General features: G+C 64.3%; 18 protein-coding genes. 9 read left to right on the top strand and 9 right to left on the bottom strand.

All coding sequences use genetic code 11. The features are described from left to right. Positions 1-101: 101 nt before the first annotated feature. The 5 genes from htpG to ACHIRB_RS30265 all read right to left on the bottom strand — a co-directional run bounded on the left by htpG (position 102) and on the right by ACHIRB_RS30265 (position 5,309). Positions 102-2,027 carry a molecular chaperone HtpG gene (gene htpG / locus ACHIRB_RS30285; RefSeq protein WP_395126320.1) on the bottom strand — a complete coding sequence of 642 codons (1,926 nt, stop codon included), beginning with the start codon at positions 2,025-2,027 and terminating at the stop codon, positions 102-104. An 84-nt stretch (positions 2,028-2,111) separates the two neighbouring features. Continuing rightward, complete coding sequence (locus ACHIRB_RS30280; protein WP_395126319.1) at positions 2,112-2,795, bottom strand: YoaK family protein; 684 nt, start codon at positions 2,793-2,795, stop codon at positions 2,112-2,114. Further along, entirely contained in the window at positions 2,792-3,262 is a 471-nt protein-coding gene (locus tag ACHIRB_RS30275) for a hypothetical protein (protein ID WP_395126318.1), read from the bottom strand. Before ACHIRB_RS30275 ends, ACHIRB_RS30280 begins: the two co-directional genes overlap by 4 nt. Next, positions 3,255-3,623 (bottom strand): hypothetical protein, encoded by a 369-nt coding sequence (locus ACHIRB_RS30270; protein WP_395126317.1) that lies wholly within the window; start codon positions 3,621-3,623, stop codon positions 3,255-3,257. The genes ACHIRB_RS30275 and ACHIRB_RS30270 overlap by 8 nt, the downstream gene beginning before the upstream one ends. A gap of 51 nt (positions 3,624-3,674) precedes the next feature. Then, positions 3,675-5,309, bottom strand: coding sequence for a TM0106 family RecB-like putative nuclease (locus ACHIRB_RS30265; RefSeq protein WP_395126316.1), 1,635 nt, complete (start codon positions 5,307-5,309; stop codon positions 3,675-3,677). A 144-nt stretch (positions 5,310-5,453) separates the two neighbouring features. Between ACHIRB_RS30265 and ACHIRB_RS30260 the strand changes: the two genes are divergently transcribed. From ACHIRB_RS30260 to ACHIRB_RS30240, 5 genes are read left to right on the top strand one after another with little or no spacing between them, the layout of a single operon-like run. Continuing rightward, positions 5,454-6,095: a DUF6474 family protein gene (locus ACHIRB_RS30260; RefSeq protein WP_395117337.1), complete on the top strand. Its 642-nt coding sequence runs from the start codon at positions 5,454-5,456 to the stop codon at positions 6,093-6,095. A 6-nt stretch (positions 6,096-6,101) separates the two neighbouring features. After that, positions 6,102-6,635: a hypothetical protein gene (locus ACHIRB_RS30255; RefSeq protein ID WP_395117338.1), complete on the top strand. Its 534-nt coding sequence runs from the start codon at positions 6,102-6,104 to the stop codon at positions 6,633-6,635. Positions 6,636-6,679: 44 nt separating this feature from the next. Next, positions 6,680-7,348, top strand: a complete 669-nt coding sequence (locus ACHIRB_RS30250; protein ID WP_395126315.1) for a YcnI family copper-binding membrane protein — start codon at positions 6,680-6,682, stop codon at positions 7,346-7,348. After that, complete coding sequence (locus ACHIRB_RS30245; RefSeq protein ID WP_395117342.1) at positions 7,348-7,869, top strand: copper resistance CopC family protein; 522 nt, start codon at positions 7,348-7,350, stop codon at positions 7,867-7,869. Before ACHIRB_RS30250 ends, ACHIRB_RS30245 begins: the two co-directional genes overlap by 1 nt. Positions 7,870-7,871: 2 nt before the next feature. Next, positions 7,872-8,825 (top strand): CopD family protein, encoded by a 954-nt coding sequence (locus tag ACHIRB_RS30240; protein ID WP_395117344.1) that lies wholly within the window; start codon positions 7,872-7,874, stop codon positions 8,823-8,825. A gap of 174 nt (positions 8,826-8,999) precedes the next feature. Here the strand turns inward: ACHIRB_RS30240 and ACHIRB_RS30235 are convergent, their stop codons facing one another. The 3 genes from ACHIRB_RS30235 to pdxR form a co-directional block, all read right to left on the bottom strand. Further along, complete coding sequence (locus ACHIRB_RS30235) at positions 9,000-9,695, bottom strand: DUF8020 domain-containing protein (protein ID WP_395126314.1); 696 nt, start codon at positions 9,693-9,695, stop codon at positions 9,000-9,002. A 361-nt stretch (positions 9,696-10,056) separates the two neighbouring features. After that, on the bottom strand, positions 10,057-11,613 hold the full coding sequence (locus ACHIRB_RS30230; protein WP_395126313.1) for a succinic semialdehyde dehydrogenase: 1,557 nt from the start codon (positions 11,611-11,613) through the stop codon (positions 10,057-10,059). 42 nt (positions 11,614-11,655) lie between these two features. Next, positions 11,656-13,128: a MocR-like pyridoxine biosynthesis transcription factor PdxR gene (gene pdxR / locus ACHIRB_RS30225; protein WP_395126312.1), complete on the bottom strand. Its 1,473-nt coding sequence runs from the start codon at positions 13,126-13,128 to the stop codon at positions 11,656-11,658. Between the two features lie 28 nt (positions 13,129-13,156). Here pdxR and ACHIRB_RS30220 point away from each other — a divergent pair, with 28 nt between their 5' ends. The 3 genes from ACHIRB_RS30220 (at position 13,157) to ACHIRB_RS30210 (ending at position 16,048) form a co-directional block, all read left to right on the top strand. After that, a complete protein-coding gene (locus ACHIRB_RS30220) occupies positions 13,157-13,768 on the top strand; it encodes a LysE family translocator (RefSeq protein ID WP_395126311.1) in 612 nt (203 codons plus the stop codon). 26 nt (positions 13,769-13,794) lie between these two features. Then, on the top strand, positions 13,795-14,274 hold the full coding sequence (rraA, locus tag ACHIRB_RS30215; protein WP_395126310.1) for a ribonuclease E activity regulator RraA: 480 nt from the start codon (positions 13,795-13,797) through the stop codon (positions 14,272-14,274). Positions 14,275-14,395: 121 nt separating this feature from the next. After that, positions 14,396-16,048, top strand: a complete 1,653-nt coding sequence (locus ACHIRB_RS30210) for an alpha/beta hydrolase (protein WP_395126309.1) — start codon at positions 14,396-14,398, stop codon at positions 16,046-16,048. Positions 16,049-16,099: 51 nt separating this feature from the next. Here the strand turns inward: ACHIRB_RS30210 and ACHIRB_RS30205 are convergent, their stop codons facing one another. Next, positions 16,100-16,342 (bottom strand): RNA-binding S4 domain-containing protein, encoded by a 243-nt coding sequence (locus tag ACHIRB_RS30205; protein ID WP_199704608.1) that lies wholly within the window; start codon positions 16,340-16,342, stop codon positions 16,100-16,102. Positions 16,343-16,437: 95 nt separating this feature from the next. Between ACHIRB_RS30205 and lysX the strand changes: the two genes are divergently transcribed. Then, positions 16,438-19,740 (top strand): bifunctional lysylphosphatidylglycerol synthetase/lysine--tRNA ligase LysX, encoded by a 3,303-nt coding sequence (gene lysX, locus ACHIRB_RS30200; protein ID WP_395126321.1) that lies wholly within the window; start codon positions 16,438-16,440, stop codon positions 19,738-19,740. The last annotated feature ends 68 nt before the right edge of the window (positions 19,741-19,808 follow it).

Here is a 19,808-nt window from a genome sequence, read left to right as displayed (position 1 = left end):
GCTGCGCCGGGTGCTGTCGCCTGCCCACTCACCTACCCATTTTCGAGCCAGTCTTTTCGGCGGGCGGGCGCACCAAAAGGACTCACGAGCGGCGGAGCCGCCTACGGTGTCAGGCGCTTCGCCAGCAGCTTGGTGAAGTGCGCGGGATCGGTCAGTTCGCCACCCTCGGCGAGCAACGCCATGCCGTAGACGATCTCGGCGGTGTCGGCGAGTGCCTCGTCGTCGGGACGCTCTGCGTGCGCCTTCCGCAGACCCTCGACCAGGCCGTGCGTCGGGTTGAGTTCCAGAATCCGCTTGGTCGGCGGCACGAACTGACCCGACGCGCGATACATCTTCTCCAGCGTCGGCGAGAACCCGAACTCATCGCTCACGATGCAGGCAGGCGAATCGACGAGTCGCGACGACAGCCTGACCTCCTTCACCGTCTCCGACAGCGTCGAGGTCATCCAGGTCAGCAGCTCGGCGAACTCCTTGCTCTGCTCCTCGCGCTCGGCCTCGGCGGCTTTCTTCTCTTCCTCGCTGTCGAGGTCGACCTCACCCTTCGCGATCGACTGGAACGGCTTGCCGTCGAATTCCGGCACCGACCCGACCCACATTTCGTCGACCGGATCGGTCAGCAGCAGCACCTCGAGTCCGCGGGCGCGGAAGGCCTCCATGTGCGGCGAGCTTTCGATCAGCTGCCGGGACTCACCGGTGACGTAGTAGATCTGCTCCTGCGTTTCGGGCATGCGGGCGACGTATTCGGCGAGTGAGGTCTGGTCCTCGGTCGAGTTCGTCGACGCGAACGACGAGACGCCGAGGATGGCGTCGCGGTTGTCGAAGTCCGACAGCAGACCTTCCTTGAGCACACGACCGAACTGCGACCAGAACGTCGTGTACTTCTCGGCGTTGTTGGCCTGCATGTCCTTGACCGTCGACAGGATCTTCTTCACGAGGCGCCGCTGGATCAGCTTCAGCTGGCGGTCCTGCTGCAGAATTTCGCGAGAAACGTTGAGCGACAGGTCTTGTGCGTCGACGACACCCTTCACGAAGCGCAGGTACTCGGGCATCAGTTCTTCGCAGTCGTCCATGATGAAGACGCGTTTGACGTAGAGCTGCACGCCACGTTTCGCCTCGCGCATGAACATGTCGTACGGGGCCTGCGACGGGATGAACAGCAGCGCCTGGTACTCGAACGTGCCCTCGGCTTTGAGCGGGATGATCTCGAGCGGCTCGTCCCAGGCATGGCTGACGTGCTTGTAGAACTCCTTGTATTCCTCGTCGCTGACGTCGCTCTTGGATCGGGTCCACAGCGCCTTCATCGAGTTGATCGTCTCGGTCTCGATCTGCCGAGTGACCTCTTCGGACTCGTCGTCCGCCGGCTTCGTGATCTCGACTTCCATCCGAATCGGGAAAGCGATGAAGTCGGAGTAGCGCTTGATGATCTGCTTGATCTTGGTCGGCGCCGTGTAGTCGTACAGGTGATCTTCGGTGTCGGCCGGCTTCAGATGCAGCGTGACCGACGTTCCCTGCGGGGCCTCGTCCAGAGTTTCGATCGTGTAGGTGCCTTCACCTTCCGACTCCCACCGGGTCGCCTCGGTCTCGCCCGCGCGTCGGGTCACCAGAGTGACCTTGTCCGCGGCGATGAAGCTCGAGTAGAAGCCGATGCCGAACTGCCCGATCAGTTCTTCGGGCGCAGCCGAGTCCTTCGCCTCGGCGAGCTTGCGTCGCAGGTCCGCGGTACCGGACTTCGCGAGCGTGCCGATCAGATCGACGACCTCGTCGCGCGACATCCCGATGCCGTTGTCGCGCACGGTCAGCGTGCGGGCCTCTTTGTCGATGTCGATATCGATGTGCAGGTCGGACGTATCGACCGCGAGTTCTTTGTTCTGGAACGCTTCCAGCCGCAACTTGTCCAACGCATCGGAGGCGTTGGAGACAAGTTCGCGCAGGAAGATGTCCTTCTCCGAGTAGACGGAATGGATCATCAGATCCAACAGCTGACGCGTTTCCGCCTGGAACTCCAATTGCTCGACTTGCGATGTCACTGAAAATTCCCCTTCGAAGCTCATAGGAGATCCGGGCCGTAGCGGACCGGGTCCAAATTTCCCGACGACATGATAGGTCAGCGCTCAGCGGGCCTGCCGGTCGTCCACATAGAACAATGCCAGTGTCGCTGCGAGCAGCGCGGCCGGTATCCACGCAGCGGTGACGCCGAGCTGCTCCGTCGCGACTGCTCCGATCGCTGCGCCGCCCGCGAAGGCCGTGATGATCGCCGCGTAGATACCCATCGCTCGTCGTGATTCACGCTTCTTCTCGACGAAGACGGCATACCCCGACTCCGTGAAACGCATCAGATTGCCCGTCGTTGCGATCGCGATGAACGCCAAATCGCCGACGGTGCGGAACAGCCCGATCTGGATGGCGGCGACGAAGGCGATCGGAATGGTCACGACCGCGTTCGGCACGTGGCTCGGCACGAAACCGACCGCTGCCAGCACGATCACCTGACCGAGCATCGCCCAGCGAATCGGATGATCGATGCGGTCATGGGCGCGTTCACTCTTGAGCCAGTTCGCGATCGCGACGCCGACGATGAACGCGAGGATCGGCCACAGGTGCGCAAGCGCGCTGTGCCACCGCTGTTCGGACAGATCGACGCCGAGCAGGATGACGTTGCCGGTTTGAGCATTCGCGAACACGCCGCCACGGGAGATGTAGGTGTAGGCATCGAGGAACCCGCTCGCTGCGGTCAGAAGCAATGCGAAGCGCAGTGAGGTCGAGGTCTTCGGTGGACGATCCGTCGGTTCGCTCATCGTGTGGTGTCTTCGTCCGGTCCGGAAAGCTGTTTCGGTGGGTTTTCGGGAGTCTGTTTCGGAGTTACCGAATCGCGGAACGCATTGCTGAGTGCCCGATTGGCTCCGAAGATCGCCCTGTAGATCCCGCCTGCGGTTTCGTCGTGAATGCTTCTGACTATTCTGCTCGTGTCACGCGTCGCTGGAATGGCATTCAAAATCTCGAACGGTATCGACGCAATCGCCTGATGACTCGCCTGCACGATCCCCGTGCCGAGTTGTACTGCGGCGGTTGTCGTTTCCACTGCATCGGCAACGTCTGCAGCTGCCTCAGCCATCCGCTTGTTCTCGTCGATGAAGCCGTCGAGACGGAGATTTGCGGCGGCCACAGTCACGACATCGCGTTCCGCGCGCTGCCACTGCACGACCACAGCCGCCGTCCCTGCGATCACAGCGCAGGTGGCCAACAAGAACGCGACGTCAAGCACCGACCTGGACCTTCACGTCCGCTTTCACTCCCTGCTCGACCAATTGCTCTCGCACGATCGCGGCCGCGCGGTCGTAGACCACCCTGCGAAGGAGGTCGGGCGCGACGGCACCGGCAATGCCGGAGAAGCGACTTTGTGTCGCTGCAAGTTCGATCGGATTGAGGATCTCGATGGTGATCCGCCGCTCCTTCATCTCCGCGAACACAGGCTCGGTCGCAAGCGGTCGCGCAGCCTTCGCAGTCCTCGCGGCCACCGCTGCGGCAAGCTCGGAGCTGCGTTGTCGCAGCCGTTTGATCTGCATCGCGACGACGACGAGCACCACAAGGTCGACGACGAGGAAAAGGACAATCGCGATTCGCACGGCACAACGATAAGCCGACAACCACTGCCTGGGCAGGGGTTCGACGACCGTCTAGGGAGTAGGCATCGCTTCGCGGGCCGGCTGGACGTCGGTCCGCAACTGTGCAACCTGCGGGACCTCGGTCACCGCGCGGTCCGACATCCATTCCCGCAGCACTTTGGTCGCGATGACGTCGTCCTCGTTGTATTCGAGCAGCCGCTGCCGCTGGGTCAGGTCGGGTTCGGCGTCGTAACCGACGGCTTCGCGGTACCACGCCATCGAGGCCTCACCACCCGCTTCGGCGTCACGCCAATTGAAGCCGGCGACCGGAGCAATCTTCTTGAGCCCCTTGCCGTTCGGGCAGATGAACTGCTCGCTCACGACCTGGTAGATGTCGACCCACTGCGGACCGTCGATAAACGCGCGGACCTCTTCGACACTCGGAACCCCGGGCTGACCGAGGAATCTGCGGGCGGACTCCAGCAGCCACTTGTCCTCCGCTTGACGTGAATAGCAGTACGCCGCAAAGGTTTTGCCGTCGGCCGCCGCTTGCGCGCGCACTGCCATCAACCACGTCCAGAATTCGCCGAACGAGCGTCCCTCGTCCGACGTCGGCAGCGGGTCCCACGTCACGAACGATCGGTACGTGCCGTCGAGCAACGTTCCCCACAAATAGGCGCCGTGCTCCTGGTAGCTCTCCATGTCGACGTCGACTTCGACATCGGCGCGCTGCACCTCGACCTCGTCGTAGCGTCGCACCAGCGGCACATCGGCCAGCCAGGCCTGCGCGGTGACGACTGCGTCGGAGAAGGTGCCGTGTTGCCAATCCTGGGGTTGCGGACCGTCCCACTGCGCGAGTTGGTCGATCGTGTGGACACCCTCTGCGCGCAACACCTCGGCTCGCGAGCCCGACGCCACCAGGCTGACATCGCGCGCCTCGGTCAGCCATTTGTGGCAGGACTGCCACCACGGGCAGGAGCGACATTCGGGTACTTGCGATGGGACAGTTGGCAATTCGCCGCGAGCAACAGCGATCCGGTCGGCGAAACGAAGGTCGTATTCACCGAGGACGGGCGCAAGGTCGTGCACGACGATCGTGTCGAACCCGAACCCGATTGCACCGCCGATGACCGCCGGACTCGCCTGCCCCTGCCGCTGCAGCATCCGATACAGATGCGCCAATCGCATCAGGTCGCGAGGTTGCGGACGGACTTTGCGGGTCGGGTCCTCGCGAGGTGCCCATACGTCGAACGGCGTCGTCGTCGCACCGCCCTCGCTGTCACCGTTGCGGGGGTCGGTGACTTTGTGGTTCACGACGATCACCGGGATGTAGCCACCACGATCGCTGTCACGAATCAGGATTTCGGACTTACCGCGGCGACCGGTGTCGAACTCCGACGGCAATACCGCACCCCAGATCCGCTCGACACCTGCCTCGCACGCTGCCATCGTCGCTTTCGCGCGTTCGGCGGTCGGCGCGTCGGGACCGATAACCGACCATTGCGAGCCGAGCGCGGTCAGCGTGTCGCGGACGTTTTCGCGATGCTGCGCGGCGGCCTCACGTCGCTGCTTGATACCCGAATCTTCGGGTATTCCCTCGACCAGTAATGGCAGTGAGGTGTCCAAATGCAGGTGGTGGCGACATGCGGTCAGCGTCCGGGCATCGATCAGCACGGGACGCGTGCGATCGTCTCGGCCGTTGTTCACATGTGCAGCCTAATTGCGCCCACCGACTCGTTTCGTCGACGCGGCGCACGACAGGCCGGAACCAACCATGTGCTCGCGGGCCTCGACACCCACCCGATAGGGTGAGTCGCACACCGCTCGACCACTTAGGGAGAGGCCTTTTCGATGGGGTTGTTCACCAAGCGAAAGCGACGTTCCACCCGAAAGGCAGAAGCCAAAGCGCTCAAGCACAAAGCCAAGATCGAGGCGAAGCTCGGCGCCAGGACCGACCGTAAGCGGCTGCGCGCCGACAAACGTTCGCAGAAGAAGATAGAGAAGGCGCAGGTCTCGGCGTTCAAGGCGCAGGAGAAGGTCGCCGAGAAGCAGGCAGCGAAGCTGGAAAAGGATCCGTTCAGCGTCGCGTCGGTCAAGAAGTATCTCGGTGTCGCGCGGGTGCTCGCCCCCGTCCTCGCACCGCTTGCCTACCGCGGGGCGACGTTTGCTCGCGGCCAACTCGAAGCGCGCCGTGCACAGCAACTCGGTGTCGGCGTCGAGCAACTCGGCCAGTTCACCGGTCACGGCGCCAAGTTGAGCGCCCGCATCGCAAGTGCCGAGACCTCGCTCACCGAAATTTCCGCGCTGCACGCAAAAGATGCTGAGACCGGCAAGTTCATCGAGGCAACTCGCGAGCGCCTGACCGACCTCGCACCGGCGATCCACGCCGCGGAGCAGATGCCGGCGCCGCGCCGGCGCGCCGCTCACCTCGCGATCTCGAACGAGCTGTCCGGCATCGAGGCCGACCTGCTTGCACGCCTCGGAGTACGCTGATCGTTCGTGCCCGCCAGCCCCACCAGTCCAAACACTGCCCGCATCCGCGGTTGCGTGGTCGGGGCTTTCGTCGGCGCCCTCGCGGTAGCTGCGCACGGTAGCGCCGGCGGCGGATATCCGTCCGGCACTGCGCTCACTTTGCTTGTCATCGTCAGCGGAGCGCTCGGCGCAACGGCTGCAACCATCGCCCGACCGGGACCCCTCGGGATCGCCGCGTTGCTCGCGGGCGGTCAACTCCTCGGCCACTACGCGCTTTCCGTCACCGCGGATCACTCGCATGCCGGCGGCTTCGGGCTCGGCGCGATGGCGCTCGCGCACTGCGTCGCGACGGTCACGTCCGCGTTTCTGATCGTCGTCGCCGAACGTCTGCTTGCCGTTGTCACCAACGTGTTGCGCGTCGCGCTGCGGCGCGAACCGAGCAGACCGAACACCGCGCCACGCCCGCTGCCAATTCAGTCCGAGCGGGTATATCCCCAGTTCAACGACCTTTTACGAGACTCGATTTCGCGGCGCGGTCCGCCAGCGGTGTGCGGTTTCTAGCCACCCGACGACCCGTTTTCCTATCTCTCGCGAAAGTATTATCCATGAAAAGCTTGATCACGCGCGCCTGCGTCACCCTTGCCGCGACCGGCAGCGCAGTCCTGCTCACGGCGGGCATCGCGTCCGCACACGTCACCGTCGACGCCCCCGGCGCCGCGGCGGGCGGCTACACCGTCCTCACCTTCAAGGTGCCGACCGAATCCGATACCGCAAGCACGACCAAGGTCAGCGTCACGCTGCCCGGCTTCAAGTCCGCGCGCACCGAACCGCTACCCGGTTGGACGTCGACCATCGACAAGGACAGCGAACTGCAAGCCACATCGGTCACGTGGACCGCCGATCCCGGCGTCGGCGTCGCACCCGGCCAGTTCCAACGGTTCGTCCTGTCCGTCGGCCCGCTGCCCGCGGAAGAGCAAGTGTCCTTCGACGCGGTCCAGACCTACAGCGACGGCAAAGTCGTGAACTGGAACCAGCCGACGCCCGCTGACGGCACCGAGCCCGAGTACCCGGCCCCGTCGGTCACACTGGCGGCCGAAGGTTCCGACGAACACGGTTCCGACGATCACGGCTCGTCGACGCCGACGGAGACAACGGCAACATCGGACAAGGCATCCGACACGACCGCCCGCTGGCTCGGTGGCGCAGGACTACTCGTCGGCATTCTCGGTCTCGCACTCGGACTCGGAGCGGTCATCAGGAGCAAGCAGTCGTGATGACGCGTCTCCTCGCGATCATCGGTACGGCAATCGTCGCGTTGCTCGGTGCGACAGTGCTCGGCAGCGGTGTCGCAAGCGCGCATTCGGTCGTCACGTCGAGCAATCCGGAAGACAAATCCGCCATCGACGCCGGACCCGAACGGGTGAGCGTGACGTTCAACGAAGCTCTGCAGGACACCTTCGCCGCTTTGACTGTCGTCGGCCCCGACGGCAACCTCTGGTCGAAGGGCACGCCGACCGTCGAAGGACCCACCGTCAGTGTTCCCGTCGGCGAACTCGGTCCTGTCGGTGAGTACACGATCGCCTATCGCGTGACGTCCGCCGACGGCCATGCGGTGAGCGGAACGCGGACCTTCACCCTCACGAAGGAGGGCACCGGTTCGCCGGGTGTGAAGGCGGATGAAAGTCCGGACTCCGAGGGAACCTTCAACTGGTTCTGGCTGCTACTCGCTGCTGCCGTCGTATTGTTCGCTCTCGGTTTGGGATTCGCGCTGCGCAATCCCCGCTCGAAGAGCTGACGATGGCGGCGGGTACGGCCGGCAGTGTAAGCAGATGGGCTCTGCTGCTTGCCGTACCCACCGCCGCGCTCGGTGTCAGCCTGGCGTGGCAGTTGGCTGCGCCTGCCCAGCCACAACCGTCGAGCATGGTTCGGGTGATCGCCGACTGCATGGGCGCACTCGTGCTTGGTTTGGCCGCGATCGGCCGCTTGCAGACGAGCGGTCGGCGCAAAGTTGTTTCCCAGCAAGATCTTTGGCGGCCGATGGCGATCGCGGCCGGGGTATGGACCGTCGCCGAGATCGTGCTGCTTGCCTTCGAAGCGTCCGATGTCGAATCCAGTAGGGTTTCCGATCTCGGTGCGAGCCAATTTCTTTCGTTCCTGACGCACATCAGTTCGGGTCAGGTCGGCATTGCTGCCGTCGCGTGTACCGCGGGGTTGGTCGCGTACGCAGCGGTCGCATTTCGACAGAACGCGAACTGGTCGGCCGATCCGGCGCTGGTGCTGAGCGCACTCGCCCTGGTGATCCGGCCGATCACGGGCCATATGTCGTTGCAACCGTTCGGTGCATTGCTCGGCGCGACCCACGCGCTGGCTGCGGGGCTGTGGTTCGGCCTGCTCGCAGCGCTGGCGTTGCTGGTCCGAACCCGGGGTGGCTGGGCGGAATTGCTACCGCGGTATTCGGAGTGGGCGTGGCGGTTCGTTCTTGTGCTCACCGTGAGCGGGGTGGTCAACGCGGCGGTGCGGATCGGGGCCTTCGGTCCGCTGTTCGATACCGCGTACGGCCGTGTGGTGCTGGCGAAGACAGTTGTGCTCTTACTGCTCGTCGGCCTCGGTTGGTGGTGGCGTCGAACCTGGGTCGGTCAGGCGGCGGCGCACCGCATGGATGCGGACGAGTCGCTGCGGCGAGCGATCATCGAAGTAGTCGCGATGGCGGTCGTCTTCGGACTCGCTGCGGCGCTCGCAACAACGGCATAGGGCCTTCGGCCTTGTGAGTCTTTTCGGCGCGCCCACCCTCCGAAAAGACTCACGACCGGGGAGCGCAAAACGGCCCGCCTCCGCGATGGAGACGGGCCGTTTGTGTGGAGCGAGGGTTCCCTCACACCGGTAAGCGTTGTCAGAGGTCTCCTGGCTCCGCTGGTAGAGAGGGTTTTACTTCGCCGGCGGCGTGAACGGGGAGTTCACGATGGTGAAGTACTCGATCGCCGAGGCGATCGCGACCGGCAGGGTGATGAAGAGTGCGCCGACGACGCCACCGACGACACCGAGCAGAGCCGCACCTGCGACACAGCCGGCGAGCGGGCCTGCGCCGAGGAGTGCGAGCAGCGGTGCCGTTGCGACACCGGCAACACCGGCACCGAGGACGCAACCGATTGCTGCGCCGGTGAGGAGACCGCCCGCGGAGCCGATGGTGGCACCGATGGAGATCTGGTCCTTCATCCGGTTGAACGCGGCCTGCTCACGCTCGTACGGGGTCTTCCACGGCGCGTCGTTCAGACCGGCGACCGGGTGGTACCAGGCGCGGCTGATGTCGAGCGCCGGCGTCAGCTTCGCGGTGTTGCCCTCGATGCTCGCGTCGATCGGGAACGCAACGTCGTCGATGCTGAACGAGAGCGGCATGGCGGCGACGGTGGTTCCGTCGGCAGCCTTGATCTTGAACGCGCCGTCTTCGGTGACCAGCGAACCAGCATCGGTGGTGATGAACGACGACTGTCCGTCGGCGTGCGCGGTGTAGTTGATGGCCTGTGCGGGTGCAGCCGGTGCAGGTGCGGCGTACGAGGTACCGCCGGCGACGCCGAGTGCGGCAATCGTCAGAGCCGACACAGCGGCAAGTTTCCTGATCTTCATCTTCTCGCGGTTCCTTATCGTTTTGTGACCTGCACCCCGGGCATGACCGCCCGAAGACGAAAGGCATTGCTGCAGATCAGTTTTGAGGCCTTCGACAGATGCATCTAACGGACGATTGACGACGGATCAGCAACGATTCGGTAGCGGCAATGTGTACATCCCCTGAACAGTGGCAGCGTGACCGCAGTGAGATATGTCCGATATCCAACCGCAACAAAGGCGCAGACCTGCGGTTATGTTCGGACATGGAGTGTTAACCCAGCCGTCCGCTGTGTCGCAGATCTCATGGCCGGAATCAGGTAACTCGTGGCAGTTGCCGACCCAATTCAGGTAAGCGCAGCCTTACCGGGGAAGCGGTTGGTCAGCGACGTCCCGGCAATTGCTGTACGAGCGAGATGAGTGGAGTCAACGCCTTCTGCCAGAAGCTGTTCGAGAAGCCGCGCGGTGTGCCGAGGTTGAGCACCCTCGTCGTAGCAATCGTCTGCGATTCGCAGTACTTGAGAATTCCTTCGGGTCCATGGCGCCGACCGACGCCGGACGCACGCATACCGCCCATCGGCGCCGCCGTGCTTCCGAAGGCGGGCGCATAACCCTCGTCGACGTTCACTGTGCCGCTGCGCAGACGCTCCGCGATCGCTTCGCCTTCGGCTTTGGTGCCTGCCCAGACGCTCGCGTTCAATCCGTACTCGGTGTCGTTCGCCTTAGCGATCGCTTCCTCGACGTCGGCGACCGGGTAGATCGACACCAACGGACCGAAGGTCTCCGTGCGGGCGCACAGCATTTCGTCCGTGACATCGGCGAGGACCGTCGGCTCGTAGAACAACGGTCCGATGTCGGGACGCTTGTTGCCGCCCGCGACGACCTTCGCTCCCTTCACGAGGGCATCGTCGACGTGACCGGAGACGGCTTTGACCTGCCCCTCCGAGATCAGACTGCCCATGTCGGCGGAGAAGTCGTAATCGGTTGCCAGCTTCATCGCCGACACCTGCGCGCCGAACTTGGTGGTGAACTCGGCAGCGACCGACTGATCGACGTAGATCCGCTCGACAGAGATACAGAGTTGGCCCGCGTTGGAGAAGCACGCACGCGTCGCAGCCTTGGCGACCTCGTCGAGCTTGGCGTCCTTGGTCACGATCATCGGATTCTTGCCGCCAAGTTCGGCGGAGAACCCGATCAGCCGACGGCCTGCCTGCTCTGCGAGCAATCTGCCAGTCGCGGTCGAACCGGTGAACATCAGGTAGTCGCAGTTCTCGACGATGGCAGTCCCGACGACCGACCCCGGACCCGGCACGACGGCGAAGACGTCACGTGGCACGCCCGCCTCGTACAGCAGTTCGGCGTTGACGAGGGTGCAGTACGGCGTCTGGCTGTCGGGCTTGACCACCACGGCATTGCCTGCGAGCAGCGCGGGAATCGAGTCCGAGATCGACAGCGCCATCGGATAGTTCCACGGCGAGATGACCCCGACGACGCCTTTCGGCCGGTGGTGCACGACCGTCTTGGTCAGCCCGGGCAGCAGCCCCTGAACGCGCTTGGGCGCCAGCAGTTTTGCTGCATTGCGCGCGTAGTAGCGCGCATTGAGCATCATGTCGACGATCTCTTCTTGCGCTGCCGACCGTGCCTTGCCGGTCTCGGCCTGCGCAATGTCCATCAACTCGTCGCGATTGGCCTTCACCAGGTCGCGGAAGCGTTCGATGATCGCGGCGCGTTCCTTCACGGGCACCTGAGCCCATTCGACCTGTGCGGCCCGAGCTTTCGCGAAGGCGGCGGTCACGTCGGCCGCGGTACCGATCGGAATCGTCGCGATCGGTTTACCGGTGAACACCTCTTCGACCGCAAGGACTTCCCGCGACTCCATGTCGTCGATGGCGGCAAGTTGGCGTAGACGCTCGAACGTCGCCGATGACGGAGCAGGCATGAGGCACCTCGAAAGTGAGTGGTTATGCGATTCACACCAAAGCTACTCCGCGGCCGCTCGCGCGACAGCGTCGATCCCCTTCGTGATGTCGGCCTCGGTCGATGCTGCATATCCGAGAACCAACCCGGGTGGACCGGGGCACTGCCTGTGCCAGGACAGCGGGTGCAGCTTGACACCGGCTTGCAAGCACTGTGCGGCAACCGTGGTGTCGTCGAGGCCGTCGGGTAGCAGGATCGTCAGATGCAGCCCGGCCGCGGCGCCGACTATGACGGCGTGCGGGATTCGTTCCTGTACGGCGCCGATCATGACGTCGCGCCGACGACGGTGCCGCGACCGCATCGTTCTCAGGTGCCGTTCGAGATCACCCGTGTTCATCAGGTGGGCCAGGCTCAGTTGCGGCACGGTGGCATTTCCGAGATCGGTGTCCCTTTTCAGGTCGACAATCGCTGCTGTCATCGATCTCGGCGCGATGATCCACCCGATTCGCAATGCGGGAGCAAGGATCTTGGACACGCTGCCCATGTAGTAGACCGACTCCGGTTCGTCGGCAGCGAGGGCGGGTACCGGGCGGCGGTCGTAGCGATGTTCGGCGTCGTAGTCGTCTTCGATCACGAGGTTGCCGTTGCGGGCCCACTCGAGCAGTTCGACGCGTCGCTGTCCGGTCAGCACCACTCCGGTCGGGAATTGGTGTGCGGGAGTGACCATTACCGCAGCTGCACCGTGGCGCTGGAGTGCATCGACATCGAGACCGTCCTCGTCGACGGGGATCGCCGGGGTACGGATTCCCCACGCGTTGAGTTGTTGGCGCGCGCCGAGCGATCCTGGATCTTCCACCGCTACTGTGTCGGCACCGTTGGCCTTCAGCAGGTGCGCAAGCAGGCTCAACGCTTGCGCAACGCCGGCAACGACGATCACGTCGTCCGGCAGACACGTGATTCCTCGGGTTCGGGCCACCCAGCGACTGATCGCCGTGCGGAGCGGCAGCGCTCCCTGGGCCTGCCCGTAGGCGAGATCCGTCAACTGCGCCGTCGACAACACTGTGCGTTCGGCACGCAGCCACGCGGCGCGGGGAAAGCTGCGTACATCCGGCACGCCGGGGCTCAGATCGATGCGACATGGTGCGGCCCTGAGTGTTTCGAAGTCGGCTGTCGATCCGAAAGGATCGGGTGTCGGAATCCGAGCAGCGTTCTTCGGAGTCGGCCGCACCGCACTCGGCCCGCCACACACGACTGTCCCGCCACGCCCAAGCGCGGCAACAAGACCCGCGTCCGCGAGGCGGGTGTAGGCATCAGTGATGATCCCGCGGGATACCCCGAGCTCGGTGGCAAGTACCCGACTCGGTGGCAGTCGCTCCCCTGCGGCGAGGTGTCCGGTATTCACCGCTTCGCGGATCTGCTCGGCGAGCCAGCCCGCCTTGTCTCCAACTTGCGCGGCGAGGGTGGCCGAGTCGAGCGACAGGAAGCTGCTCCCACCCTTTATGGACCTGTCGTTGCGCACATCTTTGGCCCTGTCCACTGGTCCATGATTCTACGAAACTCGAAACATGACCATGGAATTCTGGATTACCGCCATCGTGGTGACGGCGACGCCAGGCACAGGATCACTGTTCACCGTCGCTGCCGGCGTTGCTCGTGGTGCGCGAGCCAGTGTCGTGGCAGCTGTCGGATGCACCCTCGGCATCGTCCCTCACCTTGTGCTTGCCGCTTCCGGTGCAGCGCTGGTGGTGTCGACGAGTGCAGTCGCGTTCGAGGTGCTCAAATGGGGCGGCGTCGTCTATCTGCTCTACATGGCTGTGTCCATGCTGCGAAACTCCGGCGCATTGTCGGCCGGCGACGACGCGCCGCCGTCGTCCGCGCTACGGACGATCGGCACCGCGATCCTGATCAACCTTCTCAACCCCAAACTCACTCTGTTCTTCCTTGCGCTCCTGCCGCAGTTCCTCGACCCGGGTAGTTCGGGGGCGTTCGTCGCAACCCTCACGTTCGGCGCGGCATTTATGGCTGTCACATTCGCGATATTCGTCGGGTACGGGTTGACGGCGGCAGCGGTGCGGCAGCACATCACCTCGCGTCCGCGTATCCTGCTGTCGGTCCAGCGTCTTTTCGCGTTGTCCTTCCTCGGCCTCGCCGCCCGATTGGCCTTCGCGACGGTATGACCGCTGCGCTGTTCTAGGGTTGGTTCATGAGCGAGCCAGTAGCCACAGCTGACCTAGCCGACGAAATCGGTCCCGACATTCGCAGTTGCGACACGCAGTTCATCCAATTCGGCGCCCGCGCAGCATTTTCCGGGCCGATCACCACGATCAAATGCTTCCAGGACAACCTGCTCGTCAAGCAGACCCTCAGCGAACCTGGCAACGGCGGAGTGCTCGTCGTCGACGGCGACGCGAGCGTCCACACGGCGTTGGTCGGCGACATCATCGCCGGTCGCGGGGTCGACAACGGGTGGGCTGGAGTGATCGTCAACGGCGCGGTGCGCGACTCGGCGATCCTGCGCACCCTCGACATCGGAATCAAAGCGCTCGGGACGAATCCGCGTAAAAGCACGCAGACCGGAGCAGGTCACAAGGACGTCGCGCTCGAGTTCGGCGGCGTCACGTTCATTCCTGGCGAGACCGTCTACAGCGACGACGACGGGGTAGTCGTCCGCGCCTCCTCGTAACTGGCGAAAACACCGCAAATCGGTCAGCCGAATCAGGTACCGAGAGGCCTCCGCAGGATCTACGATTCCTCGATCGTCGTGACATTTCGTCGCGGGCCTGCATCGATCGAGCGGAAGTCCCATGGCAACTCAGCGAACCTGTTCGGGGTCCTTGTCATACCGCCGCAAGGTGCTGATCGTCGGCGCCGTGCTCGGTCTCGCCGTCACAGGGTGCTCCGCGTCGAGCGAATCGTCCGACTCGTCGTCGAGCACGGATCCGCTCCCCCAGGCAACTCCACCGACACTCACCTGGGGTCCGTGCGCGGACGGCAGCGCGGGCGCGGCCGACGTGTCGGCGTTTCGCTGCTCGTCGGCCGCTGTTCCGCTCGACTACGCCGATCCGACGGCAAAGTCGTTGCAGCTTGCGGCGATTCAGCATCCCGCGACCGATCCGGCCAACCGAGTCGGGACCTTGTTCTTCAATCCAGGCGGCCCCGGCGGAGAAGGCACGGTGCAGTTTCCGCAGTGGATCGGCGCGTTTCCGGAGGAGCTGAAGGCTCGGTTCGACATCGTCAGCTGGGATCCCCGCGGGATCGGGGCGAGTACAGCGGTCCAGTGCTTCGATTCCGAAGACGCCGAGGGCGAACTGCTCGGATCTGTCGACGCATTTCCTGCCGATGCTGCCGATCAGAAGGCGTTCATCGACGTCTACTCCCAGGTCGGTAAAAAATGCGCGGATCGTGCAGGTGAACTGCTCGAGTACGTGTCGACCGCAGACACCGCGCGAGACTTGGACCTGCTCAGGCAGGCTGTCGGGGACGACAAGACGACGTACTGGGGTGTCTCGTACGGAACGTTCCTCGGGGCAACGTACGCGAACCTGTTTCCCGATCACGTACGCGCGTTGGTGCTCGATGGCAACATCGATCCGCTGGCCTGGACGGCGAACGGGGACTCGGCACCCGACAAAAGCATCAACCTAAGAATCGGTAGCGCCGCAGCCGCAAACGAGTCCGTCGAGGCGTTCCTGAAGTACTGCGGCGAGACCAGCACCGAACTCTGCGAATTTTCTGCGGGATCTGCCGAGGCGACCGCCGCCAAATGGACGACGCTGCTCGAACGGCTCCGCGCGCAGCCCGTGACGATCGGCACCGGTGACGCCGAGCAATCGATCACGTATCCGAGCCTCGTGTCGCAGATCGACAACGCGATGGACCTCGCGTTCACCGCTGGCGGGATAACCGGTTGGCCGGCGGCGGCCGCATCGCTACAGAAGCTGTGGATCGCATCGGAGCAGCCGGCAGCGCCTGCTCCCCCGCCCGCGCCTGCACCTGCTCCGGCTGATCAGAGTTACACAGGTCCCGAACAATCCTGGGCCGTCATGTGCGGCGATGCGCCGTCCCCGCCGGCGAGCGCGTGGCCCGGGCTCGCGGATGACGCCGCGAAAGTCGCGTCGGACTCGGGTGCGAATCTGGTCTGGAGTGACGTGGTGTGCGCCGGGTGGACCACGCGGGCAAAGCTGCCCTACGCCGGACCCTGGGACGCAAAGACCGAGCCGACCATCTTGGTAGTCAACAACACTCACGATCCGTCGACGCCGTACGCGAACGGCGAGGCCATGGTGAAACGACTCGACAACGCACAGCTGTTGAAGGTCGAGGGCTACGGCCACACCGCCCTGTTGAATCCGAGCGCCTGCGCATACACCGCGATCACGAAGTACCTGCTTGACGGCACCACGCTGCCGGCGAAGGACGCCGTCTGCGCACAGGATCGCAAGCCCTTCGAGAAGTAGGCGGCTACGCCGCTCGTGAGTCCTTTCGGAGGTTCCGCCCTCCGAAAGTGCTCACGAGGGCCGGGGGCCCATGACTCGCGCCGACGCAGCACCGATCGAGACCACGTCGCCCGTGTGCAGCTGCCGTCCGCGGCGGACCTCGATCTCGCCATTGACACTGACGAGACCGTCGGCGATCACGCCCTTCGCCTCGGCACCGCTGTCGATCAGATTGGCCAGTTTCAGGAACTGGCCGAGCCGGATCACCTCGTCGCGGATGGGGACGTCGTCTATCTGAAAATCTCGGCTCGGCATGACACCTATCTTGAACGCTCAACGGGACTAACGTGTGATCAACATTGACACGTGAAGGGTCGAAGCAAGTGACGAGCAAGGTGGAAGATCCCGCGATCGCGGCCGAGCAGCCCGCATCGACACCCGCGGTTCCTCATCGGATCCGCAAGCACGGCAAGCTATCCGAACTGCCGCACATCGCCGGGCTGATCGTCGGAATCTTCGCCGTGCTGTGCTTCTTCTGGAGCATCTCGCCGGTCCTACGCCATGTGACGCAGACACCGCGCGAATACGTGGACGCGTACTACTTCGATGCGCCCGATACCAGCCTTGCGTGGGCATTCGTAGTCGCCTTGCTCGCGGGTGCGCTCGCCAGTCGCAAGCGGATCGCGTGGTGGTTACTTATCGGGTACCTCACGTTGTTCACCATCGGCAATGTGTACGAGATCGTGCAGGACCGCGACGTCAACGCGATGGTCGCGATCGTCGTTCACGTCGCAGTGATCGGTCTGTTGATCGCGGGCAGATCCGAGTTCTACACCCGGGTGCGACGCGGTGCCGCCTGGAAGGCGCTCGGCGTTCTCGTCGCGGGGCTGACGGTCGGCACGCTGCTCGGGTGGGGTCTCGTCGAGCTGTTCCCCGGCACACTCGAGGGCTCGGAGAAGCCGCTCTGGGCGCTGAATCGCGTCACCGCACTCGTCGTCGTCGACAACGAGCAGTTCGACGGACACACACACGGCCTCGTCAACGTCCTGCTCGGATTTCTCGGCGCCCTTGCGCTGCTTGCTGCGGTCATCACGCTGTTCCGCTCCCAACGCTCCACCAACGCGCTCACCGGCAACGACGAATCCGCGATCCGCGGCCTGCTGGACCGGTCCGACGTCGAGGATTCGCTCGGCTACTTCGCCACCCGCCGCGACAAGGCGGTCATCTTCGCCCCGACCGGCAAGGCCGCGGTCACCTACCGCGTCGAACTCGGTGTCTGCCTCGCCAGCGGTGACCCGATAGGACCGAAGGAAGCCTGGCCGCACGCGATCGACGCCTGGCTCGAACTCGCCGAACACTATGGCTGGGCACCTGCGGTGATGGGCGCGAGCGAACTGGGAGCGACGGCCTACAAACGCGCCGGTCTGTCGGTGTTGCAACTCGGCGACGAGGCCATCCTCTACACCCGGCAGTTCAACCTCAACGGCAGCGAGATGAAGCCGGTCCGCCAAGCCGTCAACCGACTGCGGAAGCAGAACCTGTCGGTCCGGATCCGACGTCATCGCGACATTCCGCAGGCCGAGATGGCCGAAGTGATTCGACGTGCCGATTCGTGGCGCGGCACCGAAACCGAGCGCGGCTTCTCGATGGCGCTCGACCGCCTCGGTGACAGCCTCGACGGTGACTGCCTGCTCGTCGAATGCGTCGACCCCGACGACCGCGTGTGGGCGATGCTTTCGCTGGTGCCGTGGGGTCGGTCCGGGGTGTCGCTCGACCTGATGCGCCGAGACCCGCAAGGGCCCAACGGCGTCATGGAGTTGCTTGTCGCCGAGCTTGCACTGAACTCCGACAAGATCGGCATCACGAGGGTGTCGTTGAACTTCGCCGTGTTCAGGTCGGTGTTCGAGGAGGGTGGCCGCATCGGTGCCGGGCCGATTCTGCGGCTGTGGCGTGGCATCCTGCTGTTCTTCTCGCGCTGGTGGCAGCTGGAAGCCCTGTACCGCTCGAACGTGAAGTACCAACCCGAGTGGGAACCCCGCTATCTCTGCTTCGAAGACAACAGGGAACTCCCCCGCGTCGGCATCGCGTCGGCCATCGCGGAAGGTTTCATCCCGAGGTTCGGTCGGGACTCGGCAACGAAACACACCGGAACCCACGAAGCGGTACCGCAGGCACTCGCGACCAGCGGACTGCTGCACTCCGACGGCAGTGCACCCGACATACCAGAGCTCGCCGCCGAGACCGGACCCCGTCGACCCGATCAGGTCCGCGTCCGGATGGCCAAGCTCGCCAAGCTCAGCGATGCAGGCGTCGATGCCTATCCCGTCGCCTACCCGCCGACCCATACGGTCGCCAAAGCTCGCACCTCACCGCCGGGGACGAAGGTCCGTCTTGCCGGGCGGTTGCTGCGGATCCGCGACTACGGCGGCGTCACGTTCGCGGTGCTGCGCGACTGGACCGACGATATTCAGCTCCTCATCGATCGAGACACCGTCGGCGCCGAGAAGCTCGAGGAGTTCGCGTCGTTCTTCGATCTCGGTGACCTGATCGAAGTGAGCGGAACGATCGGGACGAGCCGCAAGGGTGAGCTGTCGCTGCTTGCGACCGAGTGGCGGATGACCGGCAAGTGCCTGCATCCGCTGCCCGACAAGTGGAAAGGCTTGTCCGACCCCGAAGCTCGGGTCCGGCAGCGGTATGTGGACATGGCGATCAATCGTGATGCCCGCAAGCTGATCGTGGCTCGTAGTGCCGTCGTGAAGTCGTTGCGCGATTCGTTCGCCGCACTCGGCTACATGGAGGTCGAGACGCCGATCCTGCAGCAGGTCCACGGTGGTGCCAATGCGGCGCCGTTCCAAACGCACATCAACGCCTACAACCTCGACCTGTACCTACGGATCGCGCCGGAGCTGTACCTCAAGCGTCTGTGCGTCGCGGGTATGGAGAAGGTGTTCGAGATCGGGCGCGTGTTCCGCAACGAAGGCGTCGACTTCAAGCACAATCCGGAGTTCACGATCCTCGAGGCGTACGAGGCGCACAGCGACTACGAACGGATGATGGTGCTGTGCCGCGAACTGATTCAGGCTGCGGCAGTCGCAGCGCACGGTCGGCAGATCATTCTGCGGCCGGGTCCGGACGGCGGGGTCGTCGAGGTCGACATCTCGGGTGAGTGGCCGGTCAAGACGATGCATGGCGCTGTCGCAGAGAAGCTCGGCGTCGAGGTCACACCCGAAACGTCACTCGACGAGTTGCGACGGTTGTGCGACGAGAACGAGATTCCGTACCAGACGGGTTGGGACGCCGGTGCGGTCGCGCAGGAGATGTACGAGCATCTGGTCGAGGACCACACCGAGTTCCCGACGTTCTACACCAACTTCCCGACCTCGATGTCGCCGCTGACCAGGCCACATCCGACGATTCCCAAGGTCGCGGCGAAGTGGGACCTGGTGGCGTGGGGCATCGAACTCGGTACCGCCTACAGCGAGTTGACCGATCCTGTCGATCAGCGGCAGCGGCTCACCGAGCAGTCGATGCTCGCTGCCGGCGGTGACGAAGAAGCGATGGAACTCGACGAGGACTTCCTGCAGGCGCTCGAACATGCGATGCCACCGACGGGCGGGTTGGGCATGGGCGTCGACCGTGTGGTCATGCTCATCACGGGCGGCAGCATCAGGGAGACGCTGGCCTTCCCGCTGGCAAAGCCTCGAGGGGCCTAGGCAGCTTCGCCGCTCGTGAGACATCCCTAGGCTTTAAGAGTCAAGCGGCGAGTGTTTTCGGCGTTGTT

This window comes from Antrihabitans spumae (assembly GCF_043944905.1).
GTDB lineage: Bacteria > Actinomycetota > Actinomycetes > Mycobacteriales > Mycobacteriaceae > Antrihabitans > Antrihabitans spumae.
Note: the sequence above shows the minus strand (reverse complement) of the source record. Positions and strands in the feature narration are given on the sequence as shown.